At 70.2% G+C, this 18214-nt stretch carries 16 protein-coding genes; 6 read left to right on the plus strand and 10 right to left on the minus strand.

Annotated features, from left to right (window positions below; translation table 11 throughout):
- The 5 genes from infB to O3Q52_RS28250 all read left to right on the plus strand — a co-directional run.
- On the plus strand, positions 1-2094 hold a 2094-nt coding region (infB, locus tag O3Q52_RS28230), incomplete at its 5' end, for a translation initiation factor IF-2 (RefSeq protein ID WP_269651522.1).
- Between the two features lie 334 nt (positions 2095-2428).
- Positions 2429-2725, plus strand: coding sequence for a DUF503 domain-containing protein (locus O3Q52_RS28235; protein ID WP_055616319.1), 297 nt, complete (start codon positions 2429-2431; stop codon positions 2723-2725).
- A gap of 67 nt (positions 2726-2792) precedes the next feature.
- A complete protein-coding gene (rbfA, locus tag O3Q52_RS28240; RefSeq protein ID WP_143640750.1) occupies positions 2793-3248 on the plus strand; it encodes a 30S ribosome-binding factor RbfA in 456 nt (151 codons plus the stop codon).
- Entirely contained in the window at positions 3245-4150 is a 906-nt protein-coding gene (truB, locus tag O3Q52_RS28245; RefSeq protein ID WP_055616321.1) for a tRNA pseudouridine(55) synthase TruB, read from the plus strand. Before rbfA ends, truB begins: the two co-directional genes overlap by 4 nt.
- A 338-nt stretch (positions 4151-4488) precedes the next feature.
- Entirely contained in the window at positions 4489-7758 is a 3270-nt protein-coding gene (locus O3Q52_RS28250) for an HAD family acid phosphatase (RefSeq protein ID WP_269651523.1), read from the plus strand.
- 98 nt (positions 7759-7856) lie between these two features.
- Here O3Q52_RS28250 and O3Q52_RS28255 read toward each other — a convergent pair whose 3' ends face one another.
- Complete coding sequence (locus tag O3Q52_RS28255; RefSeq protein WP_269651524.1) at positions 7857-10385, minus strand: ATP-dependent Clp protease ATP-binding subunit; 2529 nt, start codon at positions 10383-10385, stop codon at positions 7857-7859.
- Positions 10386-10814: 429 nt separating this feature from the next.
- Between O3Q52_RS28255 and O3Q52_RS28260 the strand changes: the two genes are divergently transcribed.
- Entirely contained in the window at positions 10815-11498 is a 684-nt protein-coding gene (locus O3Q52_RS28260) for an SCO3374 family protein (protein WP_269651525.1), read from the plus strand.
- An 8-nt stretch (positions 11499-11506) separates the two neighbouring features.
- Here the strand turns inward: O3Q52_RS28260 and O3Q52_RS28265 are convergent, their stop codons facing one another.
- From O3Q52_RS28265 to O3Q52_RS28305, 9 genes are all read right to left on the minus strand, one after another.
- Positions 11507-11842, minus strand: coding sequence for an Lsr2 family protein (locus tag O3Q52_RS28265; RefSeq protein WP_055618215.1), 336 nt, complete (start codon positions 11840-11842; stop codon positions 11507-11509).
- A gap of 247 nt (positions 11843-12089) precedes the next feature.
- On the minus strand, positions 12090-12629 hold the full coding sequence (locus O3Q52_RS28270) for an amino-acid N-acetyltransferase (RefSeq protein ID WP_189843146.1): 540 nt from the start codon (positions 12627-12629) through the stop codon (positions 12090-12092).
- 9 nt (positions 12630-12638) lie between these two features.
- Positions 12639-13175, minus strand: a complete 537-nt coding sequence (locus tag O3Q52_RS28275) for a BlaI/MecI/CopY family transcriptional regulator (RefSeq protein ID WP_269651526.1) — start codon at positions 13173-13175, stop codon at positions 12639-12641.
- A gap of 144 nt (positions 13176-13319) precedes the next feature.
- Positions 13320-13499: a hypothetical protein gene (locus O3Q52_RS28280; protein ID WP_269651527.1), complete on the minus strand. Its 180-nt coding sequence runs from the start codon at positions 13497-13499 to the stop codon at positions 13320-13322.
- A gap of 72 nt (positions 13500-13571) precedes the next feature.
- Positions 13572-14192 (minus strand): hypothetical protein, encoded by a 621-nt coding sequence (locus O3Q52_RS28285; protein ID WP_269651531.1) that lies wholly within the window; start codon positions 14190-14192, stop codon positions 13572-13574.
- A 228-nt stretch (positions 14193-14420) separates the two neighbouring features.
- Entirely contained in the window at positions 14421-15218 is a 798-nt protein-coding gene (locus tag O3Q52_RS28290; RefSeq protein ID WP_055616223.1) for a type III pantothenate kinase, read from the minus strand.
- Between the two features lie 2 nt (positions 15219-15220).
- Entirely contained in the window at positions 15221-16258 is a 1038-nt protein-coding gene (gene nadC / locus O3Q52_RS28295; RefSeq protein ID WP_269651528.1) for a carboxylating nicotinate-nucleotide diphosphorylase, read from the minus strand.
- Positions 16259-16263: 5 nt separating this feature from the next.
- Positions 16264-17982 (minus strand): L-aspartate oxidase, encoded by a 1719-nt coding sequence (locus O3Q52_RS28300; RefSeq protein WP_269651529.1) that lies wholly within the window; start codon positions 17980-17982, stop codon positions 16264-16266.
- Positions 17979-18214: pantoate--beta-alanine ligase (locus O3Q52_RS28305; protein ID WP_269651530.1), on the minus strand; the 236-nt coding region annotated here is incomplete at its 5' end. The genes O3Q52_RS28305 and O3Q52_RS28300, both read right to left, overlap by 4 nt.

The following is an 18214-nucleotide window of genomic DNA, read 5'->3' on the forward strand; positions in this document are numbered from 1 at the left end:
GGTCGTCCCGGCGGTCCCGGTGGCGGCGGTGGCGGTTTCGCCGGTCATCCCGGTGGTCCCGGTGGCGGTGGCGGCGGTTTCGCCGGCCGTCCGGGCGGTCCCGGCGGTGGCGGCGGCGGTCGTCCCGGCTTCGGTGGTCGTCCCGGTGGTCCGGGTGGCCGTGGTGGCACGCAGGGCGCCTTCGGCCGTCCCGGCGGTCCCGCGCGTCGTGGCCGCAAGTCGAAGCGGCAGAGGCGCCAGGAGTACGAGGCCATGCAGGCCCCGTCGGTCGGCGGTGTGATGCTGCCTCGTGGCAACGGACAGTCCGTCCGTCTGTCGCGCGGTGCGTCCCTCACCGACTTCGCCGAGAAGATCAACGCCAACCCGGCGTCGCTCGTCGGCGTGATGATGAACCTCGGCGAGATGGTCACTGCCACGCAGTCCGTCTCCGACGAGACGCTGAAGCTCCTCGCGGACGAGATGAACTTCGTCCTCGAGATCGTCAGCCCCGAGGAGGAGGACCGCGAGCTGCTCGAGTCCTTCGACATCGAGTTCGGCGAGGACGAGGGTGGCGAGGAGTTCCTCGTCGCGCGTCCGCCGGTCGTGACCGTGATGGGTCACGTCGACCACGGTAAGACCCGCCTCCTCGACACCATCCGCAAGACGAACGTCGTCGCGGGCGAGGCCGGTGGCATCACGCAGCACATCGGTGCGTACCAGGTGGCGACCGAGGTCAACGGCGAAGAGCGCAGGATCACCTTCATCGACACCCCGGGTCACGAGGCGTTCACCGCCATGCGTGCCCGTGGTGCCAAGTCGACCGACATCGCGATCCTCGTGGTGGCGGCCAACGACGGTGTGATGCCCCAGACGATCGAGGCGCTGAACCACGCCAAGGCGGCCGAGGTGCCGATCGTGGTCGCGGTCAACAAGATCGACGTCGAGGGTGCCGACCCGACCAAGGTGCGCGGTCAGCTCACCGAGTTCGGTCTGGTGGCCGAGGAGTACGGCGGCGACACGATGTTCGTCGACATCTCCGCCAAGCAGGGCCTCAACATCGAGAGCCTGCTGGAGGCCGTGGTCCTCACCGCGGACGCCTCGCTCGACCTGCGGGCCAACCCGGAGCAGGACGCGCAGGGTATTGCGATCGAGTCCCACCTCGACCGTGGCCGCGGTGCCGTCTCGACGGTCCTGGTCCAGCGCGGCACGCTGCGCATCGGCGACACGATGGTGGTCGGCGACGCGTACGGCCGTGTCCGGGCGATGCTCGACGACAACGGCAACAACGTCGAGGAAGCGGGTCCGTCGACCCCCGTCCTGGTCCTGGGTCTCACCAACGTCCCGGGTGCCGGCGACAACTTCCTGGTTGTCGACGAGGACCGCACGGCGCGTCAGATCGCCGAGAAGCGCGCGGCGCGTGAGCGCAACGCCAACTTCGCCCGGCGCGGAGTCCGGTTCTCCCTGGAGAACCTGGACGAGGCGCTCAAGGCCGGTCTGGTGCAGGAACTCAACCTCATCATCAAGGGCGACGCGTCCGGTTCGGTGGAGGCTCTCGAGTCCTCGCTGCTCCAGCTCGACGTCGGCGAAGAGGTCGACATCCGCGTCCTGCACCGCGGCGTGGGTGCGGTCACCGAGTCGGACATCGACCTGGCGACCGGCTCCGACGCGATCGTCATCGGCTTCAACGTCCGCGCTGCGGGCCGCGCGGCGCAGATGGCGGAGCGCGAGGGCGTCGACGTCCGCTACTACTCGGTGATCTACCAGGCCATCGAGGAGATCGAGGCAGCCCTCAAGGGCATGCTCAAGCCGGAGTACGAAGAGGTCGAGCTCGGTACGGCGGAGATCCGCGAGGTCTTCCGCTCGTCCAAGCTGGGCAACATCGCCGGTGTGCTGGTCCGCTCCGGCGAGGTCAAGCGCAACACCAAGGCGCGGTTGCTGCGCGATGGCAAGGTCATCGCGGAGAGCCTCACCATCTCCGGTCTGCGGCGCTTCAAGGACGACGTCACCGAGATCCGCGAAGGCTTCGAGGGCGGTATCAACCTCGGAAACTTCAACGACATCAAGATCGACGACGTCATCGCGACGTACGAGATGCGCGAGAAGCCGCGGTCGTAACGCCCGCGGCGGGTCTGAACCGTGTGGGGTTGGCCGACGAGGACACGTCCTCGTCGGCCGGCCCCCGCGGTCCTTTCGGGGGCCGGCCCCCGAACTCCCGCTCCTCAAACGCCGGAGGGGCTGATTTTCAGCCCGTCCGGCGTTTGAGGACGAGGCCGTTCAGGCCGATGCGGGGGTCTGGGGGCGGAGCCCCCAGGGGACGGGAACGGGTAGGGGCGGCGGGGGCGAAAAACCCCGTCGAGCGGTCCCGGGGGTTCGTTGTACGGTTCTGATGTCCCGCCAAGAGCTTGGCCGGGCCATCTACCCCGTACCGGCGGGACATCCGGATACACATATGTACGTGGGGACTCTGTCCTTCGATCTGCTCCTCGGCGACGTACGGTCACTGAAGGAGAAACGCTCCGTCGTCCGCCCCATCGTGGCCGAGCTCCAGCGGAAGTACGCGGTGAGCGCGGCCGAGGTCGACCACCTGGACCTCCACCGGAGGGCCGGTATCGGTCTCGCGGTGGTGTCGGCGGACGCGGGGCACCTGACCGACGTACTGGACCACTGCGAGCGTCTGGTCGCCGGCCGTCCCGAGGTGGAGCTGCTGTCGGTGAGACGGCGGTTCCACGGCGAAGACGACGACTGAGCGTATGCAGCGTGCGGCGACGAGGATTGGCCGTACACAGAACAGTAAGAAAGAGGGAGACGGACCAGTGGCCGACAACGCGCGGGCGAAGAAGCTGGCGGACCTCATCCGAGAGGTGGTGGCCCAGAAGCTGCAGCGCGGGATCAAGGACCCGCGGCTCGGTTCGCATGTGACCATCACGGACACCCGGGTCACCGGGGACCTCCGGGAGGCGACCGTCTTCTACACGGTGTACGGGGACGACCAGGAGCGCGCGGAGGCCGCCGCGGGCCTGGAGAGCGCCAAGGGCGTGCTCCGCTCGGCCGTGGGTGCGGCTGCCGGTGTGAAGTTCACGCCGACCCTCACCTTCGTGGCGGACGCTCTGCCGGACACCGCCAAGACCATCGAGGACCTGCTCGACAAGGCACGGGCCTCGGACGCGAAGGTGCGCGAGGTCTCGGCCGGCGCCGCATTCGCCGGTGAGGCGGACCCGTACAAGAAGCCGGGCGAGGACGACGAGACGGACGGCGACGCCGCGGAATGACGCAGAAGCAGAAGACGCCCGACGGCCTTGTCATCGTGGACAAGCCGTCCGGCTTCACTTCGCACGACGTGGTCGCCAAGATGCGCGGGATCGCGAAGACCCGCCGCGTCGGACACGCGGGCACCCTCGACCCCATGGCGACGGGCGTGCTCGTCCTCGGCGTCGAGAAGGCGACCAAGCTCCTCGGACACCTCGCGCTGACCGAGAAGGAGTACCTCGGCACCATCCGGCTCGGGCAGAACACCCTGACCGACGACGCCGAGGGTGACATCACCTCCTCCACGGACGCCTCCAAGGTCGTCCGGGACGCCGTCGACGCCGGTATCGCCAAGCTCAGCGGCGACATCATGCAGGTGCCGTCCAAGGTCAGCGCCATCAAGATCAACGGCGTGCGCTCGTACAAGCGGGCACGCGACGGCGAGGACTTCGAGATCCCGGCCCGTCCGGTACGGATCTCGTCGTTCGCCGTGTACGACATCCGGGACGCGGTCGCCGAGGACGGTACGCCCGTCCTGGACCTCGTCGTCTCGGTCGTCTGCTCGTCCGGTACCTACATCCGCGCGCTCGCCCGCGACCTGGGCGCCGACCTGGGTGTGGGCGGCCATCTGACGGCGCTGCGGCGCACCCGCGTCGGCCCGTACAAGCTCGACTCCGCCCGCACCCTCGACCAGCTCCAGGAGGAGCTGACCGTGATGCCGATGGCGGAGGCCGCCGCGGCCGCGTTCCCCCGCTGGAACGTGGACGCCAAGCGCGGGCAGCTGCTGACGAACGGTGTGCGGCTGGAGATGCCCGAGGAGTACGCCGGGGCCGGGGCCGTCGGGGTGTTCGATCCCGAGGGGCGGTTCCTGGCACTGGTGGAGGAGCAGAAGGGCAAGGCGAAGAGCCTGGCGGTGTTCGGCTAGAGCCTGCCGGTGTTCGGCTAGAGCCTGCCGGTGTTCGGCCGGCCCCGGGGCCGGCTCGGCTGCCTTCTGTGCCGGCCGGTCGGCCGGGTTCGTCGTGGAGCGGCGTTCACGGGGATTCCTGTGTGCGCCGCTCCACTGTCCCCCTCGGTTCCCCCACCCAAGGGTGTATCCATCCGACCTCGTCCATTCACCCGTCCGGGCAGGCGCTCGGAGTGAACCGGGGGAGCGGAAGGGGGCTCGTTCGGCTCGCGATCTGTCGCACCCGATCACCTCGCGCCTACCGTCGGAGACGAGGCGTCGGTGGCACGGTGCGACGCGCGCGGCGGGGAGGTTCGAGCATGGCGGGACGGGGCCCGCGGACCGGGGGCCGTCATCAGTTGCCGGTCGCTGCCCGGCACGCACCCGAGGCGGCGCACGCGGCGGAAACAGCGTACGACGCCGACGCGGCGCGCTTGATCGAAGCAGCGGACGTGGTCGAAGCCGCGGACCGGGCCCTGGTGCGGATCAGCGATCTCGCCGGGCGGCCACGCGGCACCGGGTTCGTCGCCGACCACCAGGGCACCGTGATCACCAGCCACGAGGCGGTCGACGGGCTCGCCCGCCTCGTCCTGCACGCCCCCGGGGACCGCACCTGTCTGGTGACGGCCGACTCGGTCACCCTCCTGCCGTCCCTGAACCTCGCCCTGATCCACATGAACGGTCCCGGCACGGACGGCCTCGGTCTCGCCCCCCTGCCGATCACCGTCCGGGACTCCGTGGAGAGCGGCACGTACGTCCGTATCGCCGCGGGCGGCTGGCGCGAGGCCCGGGTGCTGGGCACGTCCGCCGTGACGTACACGGCGACCGACCGGTTCCATCTCCTCGACGGCGCCCTGGAGTTGGCGATCGGCACGGCGGGAAGCGATGCGCTGCGGCTCGGGGGCGGGGCGGCCGGGGGACCGGTGGTCGACGCGGCCACCGGTGCGGTGGTCGCCGTTCTGGGAACGGCACTTCACTCCGGGCGACGGGTGGGGGGCTTCGCCGTGCCGTTGTCCGCGGGGCGGATGGCCTCAGGCTCAGGCTCAGGCTCTGGTTCTGGCGCTGGTGCGGGCTCTGGATCCGGTGGTGCGCTCGCCGAACTGCTGGCCCGCAACGCGGCGACGGTCCCCGCGTACGGGGACGACCTCAACCTGGCGGGCGTGCTGGAGCTGGCCGCCACGGTCGAGGCCCCGCCGGGTTCCGGTGGTGTCGATCCCGTCGAACGGGCCTGTGCAGTACGGGAGTTCAGGGCATTCGGTGAGGGGCCGTACGCCGTTCTGGGGCTTGTCGGGGCTCCGGGAAGCGGCCGTACGACGGAACTGGCGGCCCTCGCCGCCCGGCGCGACCGGGGCGCCGAACCGGCTCCGACGCTGTGGCTGCGGGGAGCCGACCTGCTGGACGCCGACTCGTCGGTGGCCGACGCGGCGAGGCGGGCGCTGGAGCGGGCGGGGCGGATTATGGCGGCCTCGACCGCGACCACGGCCTCGGCATCGACTTCAGCTCCGGCCCCTGCGCCGACCTCGGCCTCCGGCAGTGCGGCGGACGCCGGGGGAGTGGGAGCCTGGGCGCCTTCGCCGGAGCCCGGACCATCAGACAGCGGACTCGGTGACATCGGTCCCGAGCGTCTGGCCCGTCTCGCAGGGGACGCCGGACGACCCCTCCTGCTCCTCCTCGACAGCCCCGAGGAGATGCCGCCCGCTCTCGCGCACCGGTTGTCCGAGTGGACCGGGGGCACCGCCGAGTGGCTGCGGGCGCACGGGGTCCGTCTCGTCGTGGCCTGCCGGGCCGTGTACTGGGAGCGGGCGGGGGCGGAGTTCCCGCGCGAGCTGCTGTACGGGTCCGAGCAGGGCGGAGGCGAGGCCCCCGGCGGGCTGCCCGCCTGTGTGCGGCTCGGGGACCTGGACGAAGGCGAGGCACGGCGGGCCCGGGCGCGGTACGGGGTGCCGGAGGGAGCCTTGGACGGCCCCGACGCTCGCCATCCACTGATGCTGCGGTTGCTCTCGGAGGTACGGGCCGCGATGTCACTGCCCGGCACCTTGGACGAGGAGGCGGAGGCGGTCGGGCGGGACGAGTCGGTCGAGCCTGTCGGGCAGGACGAGTCGGTCGGGCCTGTCGGGCAGGACGAGTCGGTCGGGCCTGTCGGGCGGGACGAGGTCTTCGCCGCGTACCTCGATCTGATGTGTCTGCGGGTGGCCGTACGGCTCGCGGCGGCGAACGGGCTGCGCGGCACGGCTGTACGGCGGCTCGCGGCCAGGGTCTCCGGGCAGGTGCACGCGGCCGCGCGGCGCCGTCTGGGGCCGGGGCAGGGGGAGTTGGACCGGGCGGCGTTCGAGTCCGTGTTCCCGTGGGGGCCGGTGCCCGACCGACGGCTCGGCGGCTGCACCGGGTGGGCCTCCGCGGTCCTCACCGAGGGCCTCCTCGTGCCTGCCGGAGACGGCTACCGCTTCGCCCACGAGGAGCTGGCCGACTGGATCCAGGGCATGCACCTCGACCTCGACACGGCGCTCCGGGCGCTGGTGCACCACGAACAGCGGGATGAGCCCGAGTCCCCGTACGAGCCCGAGCCGCCCCCCGTACCCCGTCACCGCATCGGCCCTGTCCTCCAGGCTCTGCTCCTTCTGCCGCGTCAACAAGGGGACACCGACCTCACCCTCCGGCTGCGTGAACTGCTTCGCGCGGTCGACGAACTGGAGGCGACGGACACCGGGTCCTGGTGGGCCACCCGCCTCCTCAGCGGCGTACTGCTCCGGGTGCCCGACGCGACCCCGTACGTCGGAGTGCTGCGGCACCTCGCCGAGCGGGTCGTGACGTGGCGGGCCGAAGGGCGGGCAGTGCCGGAGGAGTTCGGGCCCGATTTCTGGACCCGGCTGCCGCTGCCGGAGGCGCACCGCTTCGATCTGCTGAGGCGGCTCGTCGTCGCGGACGAGGCACCGCCGGCCACCGAACTCCGTTACCTGGACGCCGTGTCCGGGCTGCTCGCCGCCGACCCTGCCGCCGCTCAGCCGCACCTGACCCACTGGTTCGACGACGAGCGCCCGCTGCCCGCGACCCCAGACACCACCGTCGCGACCGCCGCCTCTGCCGCCGCCGCGGAGGACGTGGACTACGACACCTGGCAGAAGGACTGCCGGGCCGTCATGGCCGACGCGCTGCCCTACCTGAAGGAACGGATCGCGGACGCGTCCTCCGGCGAGAAGCAGGCCATCGTCTTCGACATCGACAACACCACGCTGGAGACCGACTTCGGCTTCAGCTACCCGTCGCCTGCCAACGCGCCCGTCCTGGACGTCGCCAAGTACGCCCAGGACCGCGGCGTCGCCCTGTTCTTCGTCACGGCCCGCCCGGACATCATCAAGTCGGTGACGGAGTACAACCTCAAGCACGTCGGCTACAAGGTCTCGGGCCTGTACGTACGCAACTTCATCGACCTGTTCAGGGACGTGGCCGAGTACAAGACGGCCCAGCGCACGGCCATCGAGGCCAAGGGCTACACGATCATCGCGAACATCGGCAACAGCGCCACCGACCTGTCGGGCGGGCACGCCGAGAAGACGTACAAGCTGCCGGACTACGACGGCCAGCTGTCGTAACCACTGCCGGGCGCGACGACACCGCCGGGCACGACGAAGGGGCCGGTGCCTTGTCGGCACCGGCCCCTTCGGGCGTTCTCAGACGGAACCCCGGGGGGTCACGCCTCCTTGCTCAGGTTGGGACCGGCGCCGCCGGCCGCCTGCTCGATCGGCGGGACGTCCGGCAGCGCGGACTTCTCCTCGCCGCGGAAGGTGAAGGTCTTGGCCTCACCCTCGCCCTCCGTGTCGACGACCACGATGTGGCCGGGACGCAGCTCGCCGAAGAGGATCTTCTCCGACAGCGAGTCCTCGACCTCGCGCTGGATCGTGCGCCGCAGCGGACGCGCGCCGAGCACCGGGTCGTAACCCTTCTGCGCCAGCAGCTCCTTCGCGGACTGGGAGAGCTCGATGCCCATGTCCCGGTCCTTGAGGCGCTCGTCGACCTTGCCGATCATCAGGTCGACGATCCGGAGGATGTCTTCCTGGGTGAGCTGCGGGAAGACGACCACGTCGTCGACGCGGTTGAGGAACTCGGGCCGGAAGTGCTGCTTCAGCTCGTCCGAGACCTTGTTCTTCATGCGCTCGTAGTTGGTCTTCTTGTCGCCCGAGGCCGCGAAGCCCAGGTTGAAGCCCTTGGAGATGTCCCGGGTGCCGAGGTTGGTCGTCATGATGATGACCGTGTTCTTGAAGTCCACGACCCGGCCCTGGGAGTCGGTCAGGCGACCGTCCTCCAGGATCTGCAGCAGCGAGTTGAAGATGTCCGGGTGTGCCTTCTCGACCTCGTCGAAGAGGACGACGGAGAACGGCTTGCGGCGGACCTTCTCGGTCAGCTGGCCGCCCTCTTCGTACCCCACGTAACCGGGAGGCGAGCCGAAGAGACGCGAGACCGTGTGCTTCTCGCTGAACTCCGACATGTCGAGGGAGATCAGCGCGTCCTCGTCACCGAAGAGGAACTCCGCGAGCGCCTTGGACAGCTCGGTCTTACCGACACCGGACGGACCGGCGAAGATGAACGAACCACCGGGACGCTTCGGGTCCTTCAGACCGGCGCGCGTACGACGGATCGCCTTGGACAGCGCCTTGACGGCGTCGACCTGGCCGATGACCCGCTTGTGGAGCTCGTCCTCCATGCGCAGCAGACGCGAGGACTCCTCCTCGGTCAGCTTGAAGACCGGGATGCCGGTGGCGGTCGCGAGGACCTCGGCGATGAGCTCGCCGTCGACCTCGGCCACGACGTCCATGTCGCCGGCCTTCCACTCCTTCTCCCGCTTGGCCTTCGCGGCGAGGAGCTGCTTCTCCTTGTCGCGGAGAGAGGCGGCCTTCTCGAAGTCCTGCGAGTCGATCGCGGACTCCTTGTCGCGGCGGACGCCGGCGATCTTCTCGTCGAACTCGCGGAGGTCCGGCGGCGCGGTCATCCGGCGGATGCGCATCCGGGAGCCGGCCTCGTCGATCAGGTCGATCGCCTTGTCCGGCAGGAAGCGGTCCGAGATGTACCGGTCGGCGAGCGTCGCCGCCTGCACCAGGGCCTCGTCCGTGATGGACACGCGGTGGTGCGCCTCGTAGCGGTCGCGCAGACCCTTGAGGATCTCGATGGTGTGCGGCAGCGACGGCTCCGCGACCTGGATGGGCTGGAAGCGGCGCTCAAGCGCAGCGTCCTTCTCCAGGTGCTTGCGGTACTCGTCGAGCGTCGTCGCACCGATCGTCTGCAGCTCACCACGGGCCAGCATCGGCTTGAGGATGCTCGCGGCGTCGATGGCGCCCTCGGCGGCACCCGCACCGACCAGCGTGTGCAGCTCGTCGATGAACAGGATGATGTCGCCGCGGGTGCGGATCTCCTTGAGGACCTTCTTCAGGCGCTCCTCGAAGTCACCGCGGTAGCGGGAGCCGGCGACCAGGGCGCCGAGGTCCAGGGTGTAGAGGTGCTTGTCCTTGAGGGTCTCGGGCACCTCGCCCTTGACGATGGCCTGGGCGAGACCTTCGACGACGGCGGTCTTGCCGACGCCGGGCTCACCGATCAGGACCGGGTTGTTCTTCGTACGCCGGGACAGCACCTGCATGACCCGCTCGATCTCCTTCTCGCGCCCGATGACCGGGTCGAGCTTGGACTCACGAGCGGCCTGGGTGAGGTTCCGGCCGAACTGGTCGAGGACCAGGGACGTCGAGGGGGTGCCCTCGGCAGGACCGCCACTGGCGCCGGCGGTCTCCTTGCCCTGGTAACCGGAGAGCAGCTGGATGACCTGCTGCCGCACCCGGTTGAGATCTGCGCCCAGCTTGACCAGGACCTGGGCGGCGACGCCCTCGCCCTCGCGGATCAGGCCGAGCAGGATGTGCTCCGTGCCGATGTAGTTGTGGCCCAGCTGAAGGGCCTCGCGGAGCGACAGCTCCAGGACCTTCTTGGCACGGGGGGTGAAGGGGATGTGCCCGGACGGGGCCTGCTGGCCCTGGCCGATGATCTCCTCCACCTGCTGGCGGACCGCCTCGAGCGAAATCCCGAGGCTCTCCAGGGCCTTAGCGGCGACACCCTCACCCTCGTGGATCAGGCCCAGGAGGATGTGCTCGGTGCCGATGTAGTTGTGGTTGAGCATCCGGGCTTCTTCCTGAGCCAGGACGACAACCCGCCGCGCGCGGTCGGTGAACCTCTCGAACATCGTTAATCGCTCCTCAGAGCGGTCAGGCAGTAAGGGGACGCTCCCCTCCCTGTCCTTCCGCAGCTTAGTCCCGCAAGCGGGGACCGCTCATTCCAACTGCCGACACCGTCCTTGGCCTCCTGACCCCGAACGCCGACATCTGCTCCAACCTGATGGTGCGAGACGATGTTCCCGCAGGCCAGGCAGATACCCCCACCATCTGTACGCCGATGGCGAACGTGAGATGCCCGAGCCATGCGTGTCGCCCCTCCCACTAGGGATGTCTTACCCGTACGCACTGACACTCCATGCCGAACGCACCGGTTCCCTCCGCTATGGGCGAACATCCTTGCGCCGCGGACCGCTTCGGAGCGCCCACTTTTCGGACACTCTGCGCACACACGAAGCCACCCAGCGTAACTCGAACGCCGCTCCGGCGGTTGGCCCTGCATGGTCCCCACGGTCCCTCCTCCCCGCCGACCGCCCGGCACGAGCCACCCGCGCGACTCGGGTCACCCGGGCCACGCGAGTCGCGCGGTCCGGCATTGGTACGAGAACGAACTGGGCTGGCCGACCGTGCCCGGCACTCCCGTGGACCTGCCGACGGGGCTGCGCTTCGACGTACTGGACGCACCGGTGGAGGCGGGGTACGCGGCGCTGCGGCATCTGGTGCCGGGCTCTCCGGTGGCCGTGCGGGCGGACCGGATGCGGATTCTGGTGGCGGCGGGAAGCGCGGACGAACTGCCCGGGCTGCTCGACTGGCTGGAGTGGGGGGCTCTCACGCTGGATCTCAGGGCGATCGGCGAGGGCGGGCGCATCGAGGCGCCACTGCCGCCCGGCACTCCGCGACCCGCAGGGACCCCCGTACACATCCCCGCGCATACGTCGCGCACATCGCACACATCTGTGGAAACCGCTGTGGATATCGCTGTGGACAGCTCGCAGGGGGCCGCCGTCTGGCTGCGACCCCCTGAGCCTGGCTGCGAGGTGGAGCCGTCGCTGCCGACACTGTCGGCGCTCGGTGGGGGCGTTGGGGGCGCCCCCGATCTCGTACGACTCGTGGACACGATGGCGACTGAATGCCATCGCATCCGGCTGCGCCGTTCCTGTGCTCAGCCTTTGGCCATGTCGTAGGCCTCTGCTCAGCCGTTGGCCTTCTCGTAAGCCTCACGAATGGACGCCGGAACGCGACCGCGGTCATTGACCTCGTAGCCGTTCTCCTTCGCCCACGCGCGGATCTGCGCGGTGTCCTGGCTGCCACCGGAAGCGGCGCGTGCCTTTCCACGGCTCCCCGAGGCGCGGCCTCCGGTACGACGACCGCCCTTGACGTACGGCTCGAGAAGTCCACGGAGCTTGTCCGCATTGGCAGTCGTGAGATCGATCTCGTACGTCTTGCCGTCCAACGCGAACGTCACGGTCTCGTCCGCCTCGCCACCGTCGAGGTCGTCGACAAGAAGGACCTGAACCTTCTGTGCCACCGGATTTCCTTTCATCGATATCTTCAGGGACGGGGTCCGCGGCGGCCGCCGCTGTTTCACGTCCCTGTTATATGCACTACTGCAGTACGTCGGAAAGCAAACCGCTTTTGCTGGAAAAACACAAACCCCTGGCAGAGACCGACGGACCCGGGAAGACCGGAAACGTGCGCGTTTCGGACATAGGGCCCGCGGGCAAGGGCCTCCGGGCTAGTGGCAGGGGTATGCCACAGGTATTACGGGGCGGCGATCACAGATGCAGAAGCATCCGGCTGTTGCCCAAGGTGTTCGGTTTCACTCGTTCGAGACCGAGGAACTCGGCCACGCCCTCGTCATAGGAACGCAACAGCTCGGCGTAGACATCGGTGTCCACGGGTGTCTCACCGATCTCCACGAAGCCGTGCTTCGCGAAGAAGTCGACTTCGAAGGTCAGGCAGAATACGCGGCGAACACCGAGCCAGCGGGCGGTCTCCAGCAACTTCCCCAGCAACTGATGTCCGACGCCGGCGCCCTTCATCGAGCCGTCCACGGCGAGAGTGCGGACTTCCGCGAGGTCTTCCCACATGACGTGCAGAGCACCGCAGCCCACGACCTCCGTGGTTGAACCGGTGTCGCGTTCCGCCACCCAGAACTCCTGGATGTCCTCGTAAAGCGTCACCGTCGCTTTGTCGAGCAGGATGCCTCCGCGGACGTACGCGTCGAGGAGACGGCGAACCGCCGGGACATCGCTGGTCCTGGCCCGGCGGACGGTGAGGGCTTTAGTGGCGGCTTCGGGCTGCTCTGCTGGCATGAGCGGACGTTATCGCCCGGTCTCGCCCCCAGTGGCGGCGGGGTTCTCACCGGCGGCGTTCTCGACTGCCGGGTTCTCGGCCGCAGGGTTCTCCGCCGTAGAGTTCTCGGCTGCCTGGTTCTCGGCTGCCTGGTTCTCGGCTGCTGGGTTCTCCGCCGTCGGGTTCTGTGGCGCGGGGGTTTCCTCCGGCCCTTGGACCATACGCACGGCATCACGCAGTGCTTCGCGCTGTTCCGCGGACATCATGCCGAAGAAGGCGACGAGAGCGGCGGCAGGGTTGTCGCTCTGGGTCCAGGCTTCGTTCATCAGTGCCGCCGAGTAGGCGGCCCTGGTGGAGACCGCCTCATATCGATAGGCCCGGCCTTCCGCTTCGCGGCGTACCCAGCCCTTCTGATGGAGATTGTCCAAAACGGTCATCACCGTCGTGTACGCGATGGACCGCTCCTGCTGAAGGTCTTCCAGGACTTCCCGAACGGTCACCGGGCGGTTCCACTTCCACACCCGCGTCATGACCGCGTCTTCGAGTTCTCCCAATGGGCGAGGCACAGCTCAGAACAATAGGGGGAGATGTCGCCAATCACGTGGTGGACGTGGCTTTGGATGACAAACAGCAACAAAAAGGGCGTACGACTCGAAAAGCTGATGAGTCGTACGCCACGGGATGGACGCCGTCCGGCGCCCCGGTGAAGCTCAGGCGCCGGTGTCGCGGGAGGCCTGGCGGGTGCTCTCGGCGCGGGCGAGGGCCGCGTCGACGACCGCGTCCTCCTTGGCCTTGTTGGCGCCGCCCTGGGACTTCACGATCGTCACGATCAGACCGGTGAAGAACACAGCCATCACTACCGGGGGCACGAGCGCGGAGACGTAGTCCATGCCGTCCAGAGTAACCAGGGGCCGCGGGGCGGGTGAGGGGTGGGGGTGGCACGGGCCGCCCCCACGGTGCGACTAGACCGCGGCGAGCTGCTGCGGTGCGTTCGCGGGCGGGGCGGCCGGTTTGCGCCTCGGGGGGAAGACCTCGCCCGGGGTGGGGATGGGACGGTCGCGGCGCGGGGTCTGCGGCTTGGGCTGGGGGGCGGGCGGCTTCTCGGCGGGCTTTTCCGCGGGCTTCCTGCCGGGTTCCTCCGTGGCGGCGGCGAGGCCGCCCGGGAGGGCCGTCAGACGGGCGCGTGCACGACCGCGGGAGGCCGGGACCGCACGGAGGGCGAGACGCATGCGTACGTCCTGCTCCGCGAGGTCGTGGCAGCGGTCGAGGAGAGCGGCCGCGACGGGGTTTCCGCGCAGGGCGCGCAGCGCGGCGAGGTCGTCCGGGACCGGGTGGTAGCCGACCACTAGGGCCTCCTCCAGGAGCGTCAGATAGCCGGCCGCCGTGCCGGGGAGCGCGGCGCGGTAGCGGGCGAGGTCGGCCAGCAGGAAGGCGCGCAGCCGGGCGCCCTCGCGGGCCGCCTCGTCGACTGCCTCCGCCAGGCGGAGGCAGTCCTGGACGTCCTCGGCCGAGGCGGGGCGGGGGTGGAGGGCGAGAGCGAGCGCACGTCGGAGCACTCGCAGCTCCTCCGCACCGAACGCCATGCCGCCGCGGGATCCATAGGGCGTGGGCATGCTCGCGACGATACGCGCTAATCAGACAAAATCCGTAGATCGGGTGCCGGTGTGGCGTGGCTTCGCCTCGCCGTACTGACGGGGGTGCCACCGAGGGTGTGTGGGTGAGTGCGGGTGAGTGGGGGCTTGTCGCGCCCACGCGGCGGAGCCGCAAATCGACACAGCCCCGCGCCCCTGAAGGGGCACTGCCGTGCCCCTTCAGGTTCTGGACACGTTTCTTTCGTAGACCAGGCGGAGGCCGATCAACGTCAGCCAGGGTTCGTGTTCGTCGATGACCGAGGACTCGCCGAGGACCATGGGGGCCAGGCCTCCGGTCGCGATGACCGTGACGTCGTCGGGGTCCTCGGAGAGTTCGCGGGCCATGCGGTTGACGACGCCGTCGACCTGGCCCGCGAAGCCGTAGATGATGCCCGACTGCATGGCCTCGACGGTGTTCTTGCCGATGACCGTGCGGGGGCGGGCGATCTCGATCTTGCGGAGCTGGGCGCCGCGGACGCCGAGTGCCTCGACGGAGATCTCGATGCCGGGGGCGATGACGCCGCCGGCGTACTCCCCGCGCGCGGAGACCGCGTCGAACGTCGTCGCCGTGCCGAAGTCGACGACGATGGCCGGTCCGCCGTAGAGCTCGACGGCCGCGACCGCGTTGATGATGCGGTCGGCGCCGACCTCCTTGGGGTTGTCCATCAGGATCGGAACGCCGGTCTTGATGCCCGGTTCGACGAGGACGGCGGGTACGTCGCCGTAGTAGCGGCGGGTCACCTCGCGCAGCTCGTGCAGGACCGAGGGGACGGTCGAGCAGATCGCGATGCCGTCGATGCCGTCGCCCAGCTCGTCGCCGAGGAGCGGGTGCATGCCCATCAGGCCCTGGAGGAGTACGGCCAGCTCGTCCGCGGTGCGGCGGGCGTCCGTGGAGATGCGCCAGTGCTCGACGATGTCCTCGCCGTCGAAGAGGCCGAGGACGGTGTGCGTGTTGCCTACGTCGATCGTGAGCAGCATGCCTACTCAGCCTCGCTCGTCGTGGACGCGTCGGAGGCCTCGGCCGTCTCGTCGGCCTCGCGCAGGTCGAGGCCGATGTCCAGGATGGGCGAGGAGTGCGTGAGGGCGCCCACCGCGAGGAAGTCGACGCCGGTCTTCGCGTACGTCAGGGCGGTGTCCAGGGTGAGGCGGCCCGAGGCCTCCAGGAGCGCGCGGCCGCCGACGACGGCGACGGCCTCCTCGCACTCGCCGGGCGTGAAGTTGTCCAGGAGGATCAGGTCGGCGCCCGCGTCCACGACCTCGCGGAGCTGGTGCAGGGTGTCGACCTCGACCTCGATCGGCACGTCCGGGAAGGTCTCCCGTACGGCCTTGAAGGCCTGGGTGACGCCGCCCGCGGCGACCACGTGGTTGTCCTTGACCAGGGCCGCGTCCGAGAGGGACATGCGGTGGTTGACGCCGCCGCCCATGCGGACCGCGAACTTCTCCAGGGAGCGCAGTCCCGGCGTCGTCTTGCGGGTGTCGCGCACGCGCGTGTCGGTGCCCTCCAGAACGTCGGCCCACGCGCGCGTGGCCGTCGCGATGCCGGAGAGGCGGCACAGGAGGTTCAGGGCGCTGCGCTCGGCCGTCAGCAGGTCGCGGGTGCGGGTCGTGACGCTCAGGAGCTTCTGGCCGGCCTCGACGCGGTCGCCGTCGTCGACGTGCCGCTCGACCTCGAACTCGTCCGTGCAGACCACGGACACGACCGCCTCGGCGACCCGGAGGCCCGCGACGACACCGGCCTCGCGGGCGGTGAAGTCGGCGGTGGAGACGGCCTCTTCGGGGATGGTCGCGACGGTGGTCACGTCCACGCCGTGGTCGAGGTCCTCCTCGATGGCCAGATGCGCGATGTCCTCGATCTCGACCGGGTCGAGCCCGGCGTCGGCGAGGAGCTGTGCGAGGGCCGGGTCGAGCCCGCACTCGGCGTACTCGAGGGGATCGACGTCGTACTCCCCTGCGGCGCCGCAGCCGCAGCCGTCGCCGCAGCCACCGCCGGTGAGGAGGGGAAGGTCGGGGGTGCTCACTTCTGTCACTGCTCCTGGGGACGGGACTGCTGTGTCGGGGGGAAGTCTGGGGTGTCGGTGGTGTGTACGGCGAGCGTCCGGTCGGGATTCAGCCGCACGACGATGTGGCGCCGCCAGTTCGTGTCGTCCCGTTCGCCTTTGTCCTCGCGCCAGTGGCAGCCGCGGGTCTCCTCGCGGAGCCGGGCGGCGGCGACGAGGACGCGGGCCACGCACAGGAGGTTGGTGGCCTCCCAGGTGTCGACGCCGGGCTCGGCCGTCTTGCCGTTCACGTCGAGGGCGTCGCGGGCGTCGGTGTGCAGCTGCTGGATGCGCTCGGCCGCGGTCTCCAGGGAGGCGGCCGAGCGGAGGACGCCGGCGCCGTCGGTCATGATCCGCTGGATCGCGAAGCGTGCCTCGGGGGCGAGCAGCGGATGGGCGGGCTTCTCCGGGTGGGCGACCGGCGCGGGCACGCGCGCGTGGAGGCTGTTCTCCTCGTGGCCGCCCACGATGTCGGCCGCGATGCGCTCGGCGTAGACGAGGCCCTCCAGGAGGGAGTTGGAGGCGAGCCGGTTGGCGCCGTGGACGCCGGTGCAGGCGACCTCGCCGCACGCGTACAGGCCGGGGACGGTCGTACGGCCCCGGGAGTCCGTGCGGACGCCTCCGGAGGCGTAGTGGGCGGCCGGGGCGACCGGGATGGGCTCATGGACCGGGTCGATGCCGTGGGCGCGGCAGGCGGCGAGGATCGTCGGGAAGCGGTGCTCCCACATGTGGGCGCCGAAGTGCCGGGCGTCCAGGTACATGTGCTCGGCGTCCTGCTCCTGCATGCGCCGCATGATGCCCTTGGCGACGATGTCGCGGGGGGCGAGTTCGGCCAGTTCGTGCTGGCCGGCCATGAAGCGCACGCCGCCCGCGTCGACCAGGTGGGCGCCCTCGCCGCGGACCGCCTCGGAGACCAGCGGCTGCTGGCCCTCGGCGTCCGCCCCCAGGAACAGCACGGTCGGGTGGAACTGCACGAATTCGAGGTCGCTGACCTCGGCGCCGGCGCGCAGCGCGAGCGCCACGCCGTCGCCGGTGGAGACGGAGGGGTTGGTGGTCGCCGAGAAGACCTGGCCCATGCCGCCGGTCGCGAGGACCACGGCGGGGGCGTGGACGGCTCCCACGCCGTCGTGCTGGCCCTCTCCCATGACGTGCAGGGTCACACCCGCGGTGCGTCCGTCGGCGTCCGTGAGGAGGTCCAGGACGAGTGCGTTCTCGACCGTGCGCAGGCCACGCGCGCGTACCGCCTCGACGAGGGCGCGGGAGATCTCGGCGCCGGTGGCGTCGCCGCCCGCGTGGGCGATGCGGCGGCGGTGGTGGCCGCCCTCGCGGGTCAGCTCCAGGCCGCCCTCTTCGGACTCGTCGAAGTGGGCGCCGGTCTCGATGAGCCGGCGTACGGCGTCGGGGCCCTCGGTGACGAGGATGCGCACGGCGTCCTCGTCGCACAGGCCCGCGCCCGCCACCAGGGTGTCGTCGAGGTGCTGCTCGGGGGTGTCGCCCTCGCCCAGGGCCGCGGCTATGCCGCCCTGGGCCCAGCGGGTGGAGCCGTCGTCGAGGCGGGCCTTGGTGACGACGACGGTGCGCAGTCCGGCGGCGTCGCAGCGCAGGGCCGCGGTGAGTCCGGCGACTCCGGAGCCGACGACCACGACGTCGGCGGTGACGGACCAGCCGGGTGCGGGCGCGTGCAGACGTATGCCTGTGGTGGTCACGAGGCGGCTCCGAAGGTCAGAGGAATGTTGTCGATCAGCCGGGTCGTCCCGACCCGGGCGGCGACGGCGAGGACGGCCTCGCCGGTGTGGTCGTCCGGGATCTCGGTGAAGTCGGACGGATCGACCAGCGCGAGGTAGTCGAGGGCCAGGGGCGGGTTGAGGCGGGCCGCGTCGTCCAGGACGAGGCGGGCGGCGGCGCGGACCGCGGCGGGGCCGCCGGGGGCCGCCTTGG

Origin of the sequence: Streptomyces sp. ActVer (assembly GCF_027270795.1) — a bacterium.
GTDB lineage: Bacteria > Actinomycetota > Actinomycetes > Streptomycetales > Streptomycetaceae > Streptomyces > Streptomyces umbrinus_A.

Excerpts from the sequence above, each read along its gene's own strand:
- O3Q52_RS28280 (WP_269651527.1), bottom strand. The coding sequence starts at position 13,499 with ATGGACTACGTCTCCGCGCTCGTGCCCCCGGTAGTGATGGCTGTGTTC.
- O3Q52_RS28290 (WP_055616223.1), bottom strand. The coding sequence starts at position 15,218 with ATGCTGCTCACGATCGACGTAGGCAACACGCACACCGTCCTCGGCCTC.
- O3Q52_RS28260 (WP_269651525.1), top strand. The coding sequence starts at position 10,815 with ATGGTCCCCACGGTCCCTCCTCCCCGCCGACCGCCCGGCACGAGCCAC.
- O3Q52_RS28285 (WP_269651531.1), bottom strand. The coding sequence starts at position 14,192 with ATGGCGTTCGGTGCGGAGGAGCTGCGAGTGCTCCGACGTGCGCTCGCT.
- truB (WP_055616321.1), top strand. The coding sequence starts at position 3,245 with ATGACGCAGAAGCAGAAGACGCCCGACGGCCTTGTCATCGTGGACAAG.
- O3Q52_RS28235 (WP_055616319.1), top strand. The coding sequence starts at position 2,429 with ATGTACGTGGGGACTCTGTCCTTCGATCTGCTCCTCGGCGACGTACGG.
- O3Q52_RS28270 (WP_189843146.1), bottom strand. The coding sequence starts at position 12,629 with ATGCCAGCAGAGCAGCCCGAAGCCGCCACTAAAGCCCTCACCGTCCGC.
- O3Q52_RS28250 (WP_269651523.1), top strand. The coding sequence starts at position 4,489 with ATGGCGGGACGGGGCCCGCGGACCGGGGGCCGTCATCAGTTGCCGGTC.
- O3Q52_RS28255 (WP_269651524.1), bottom strand. The coding sequence starts at position 10,385 with ATGTTCGAGAGGTTCACCGACCGCGCGCGGCGGGTTGTCGTCCTGGCT.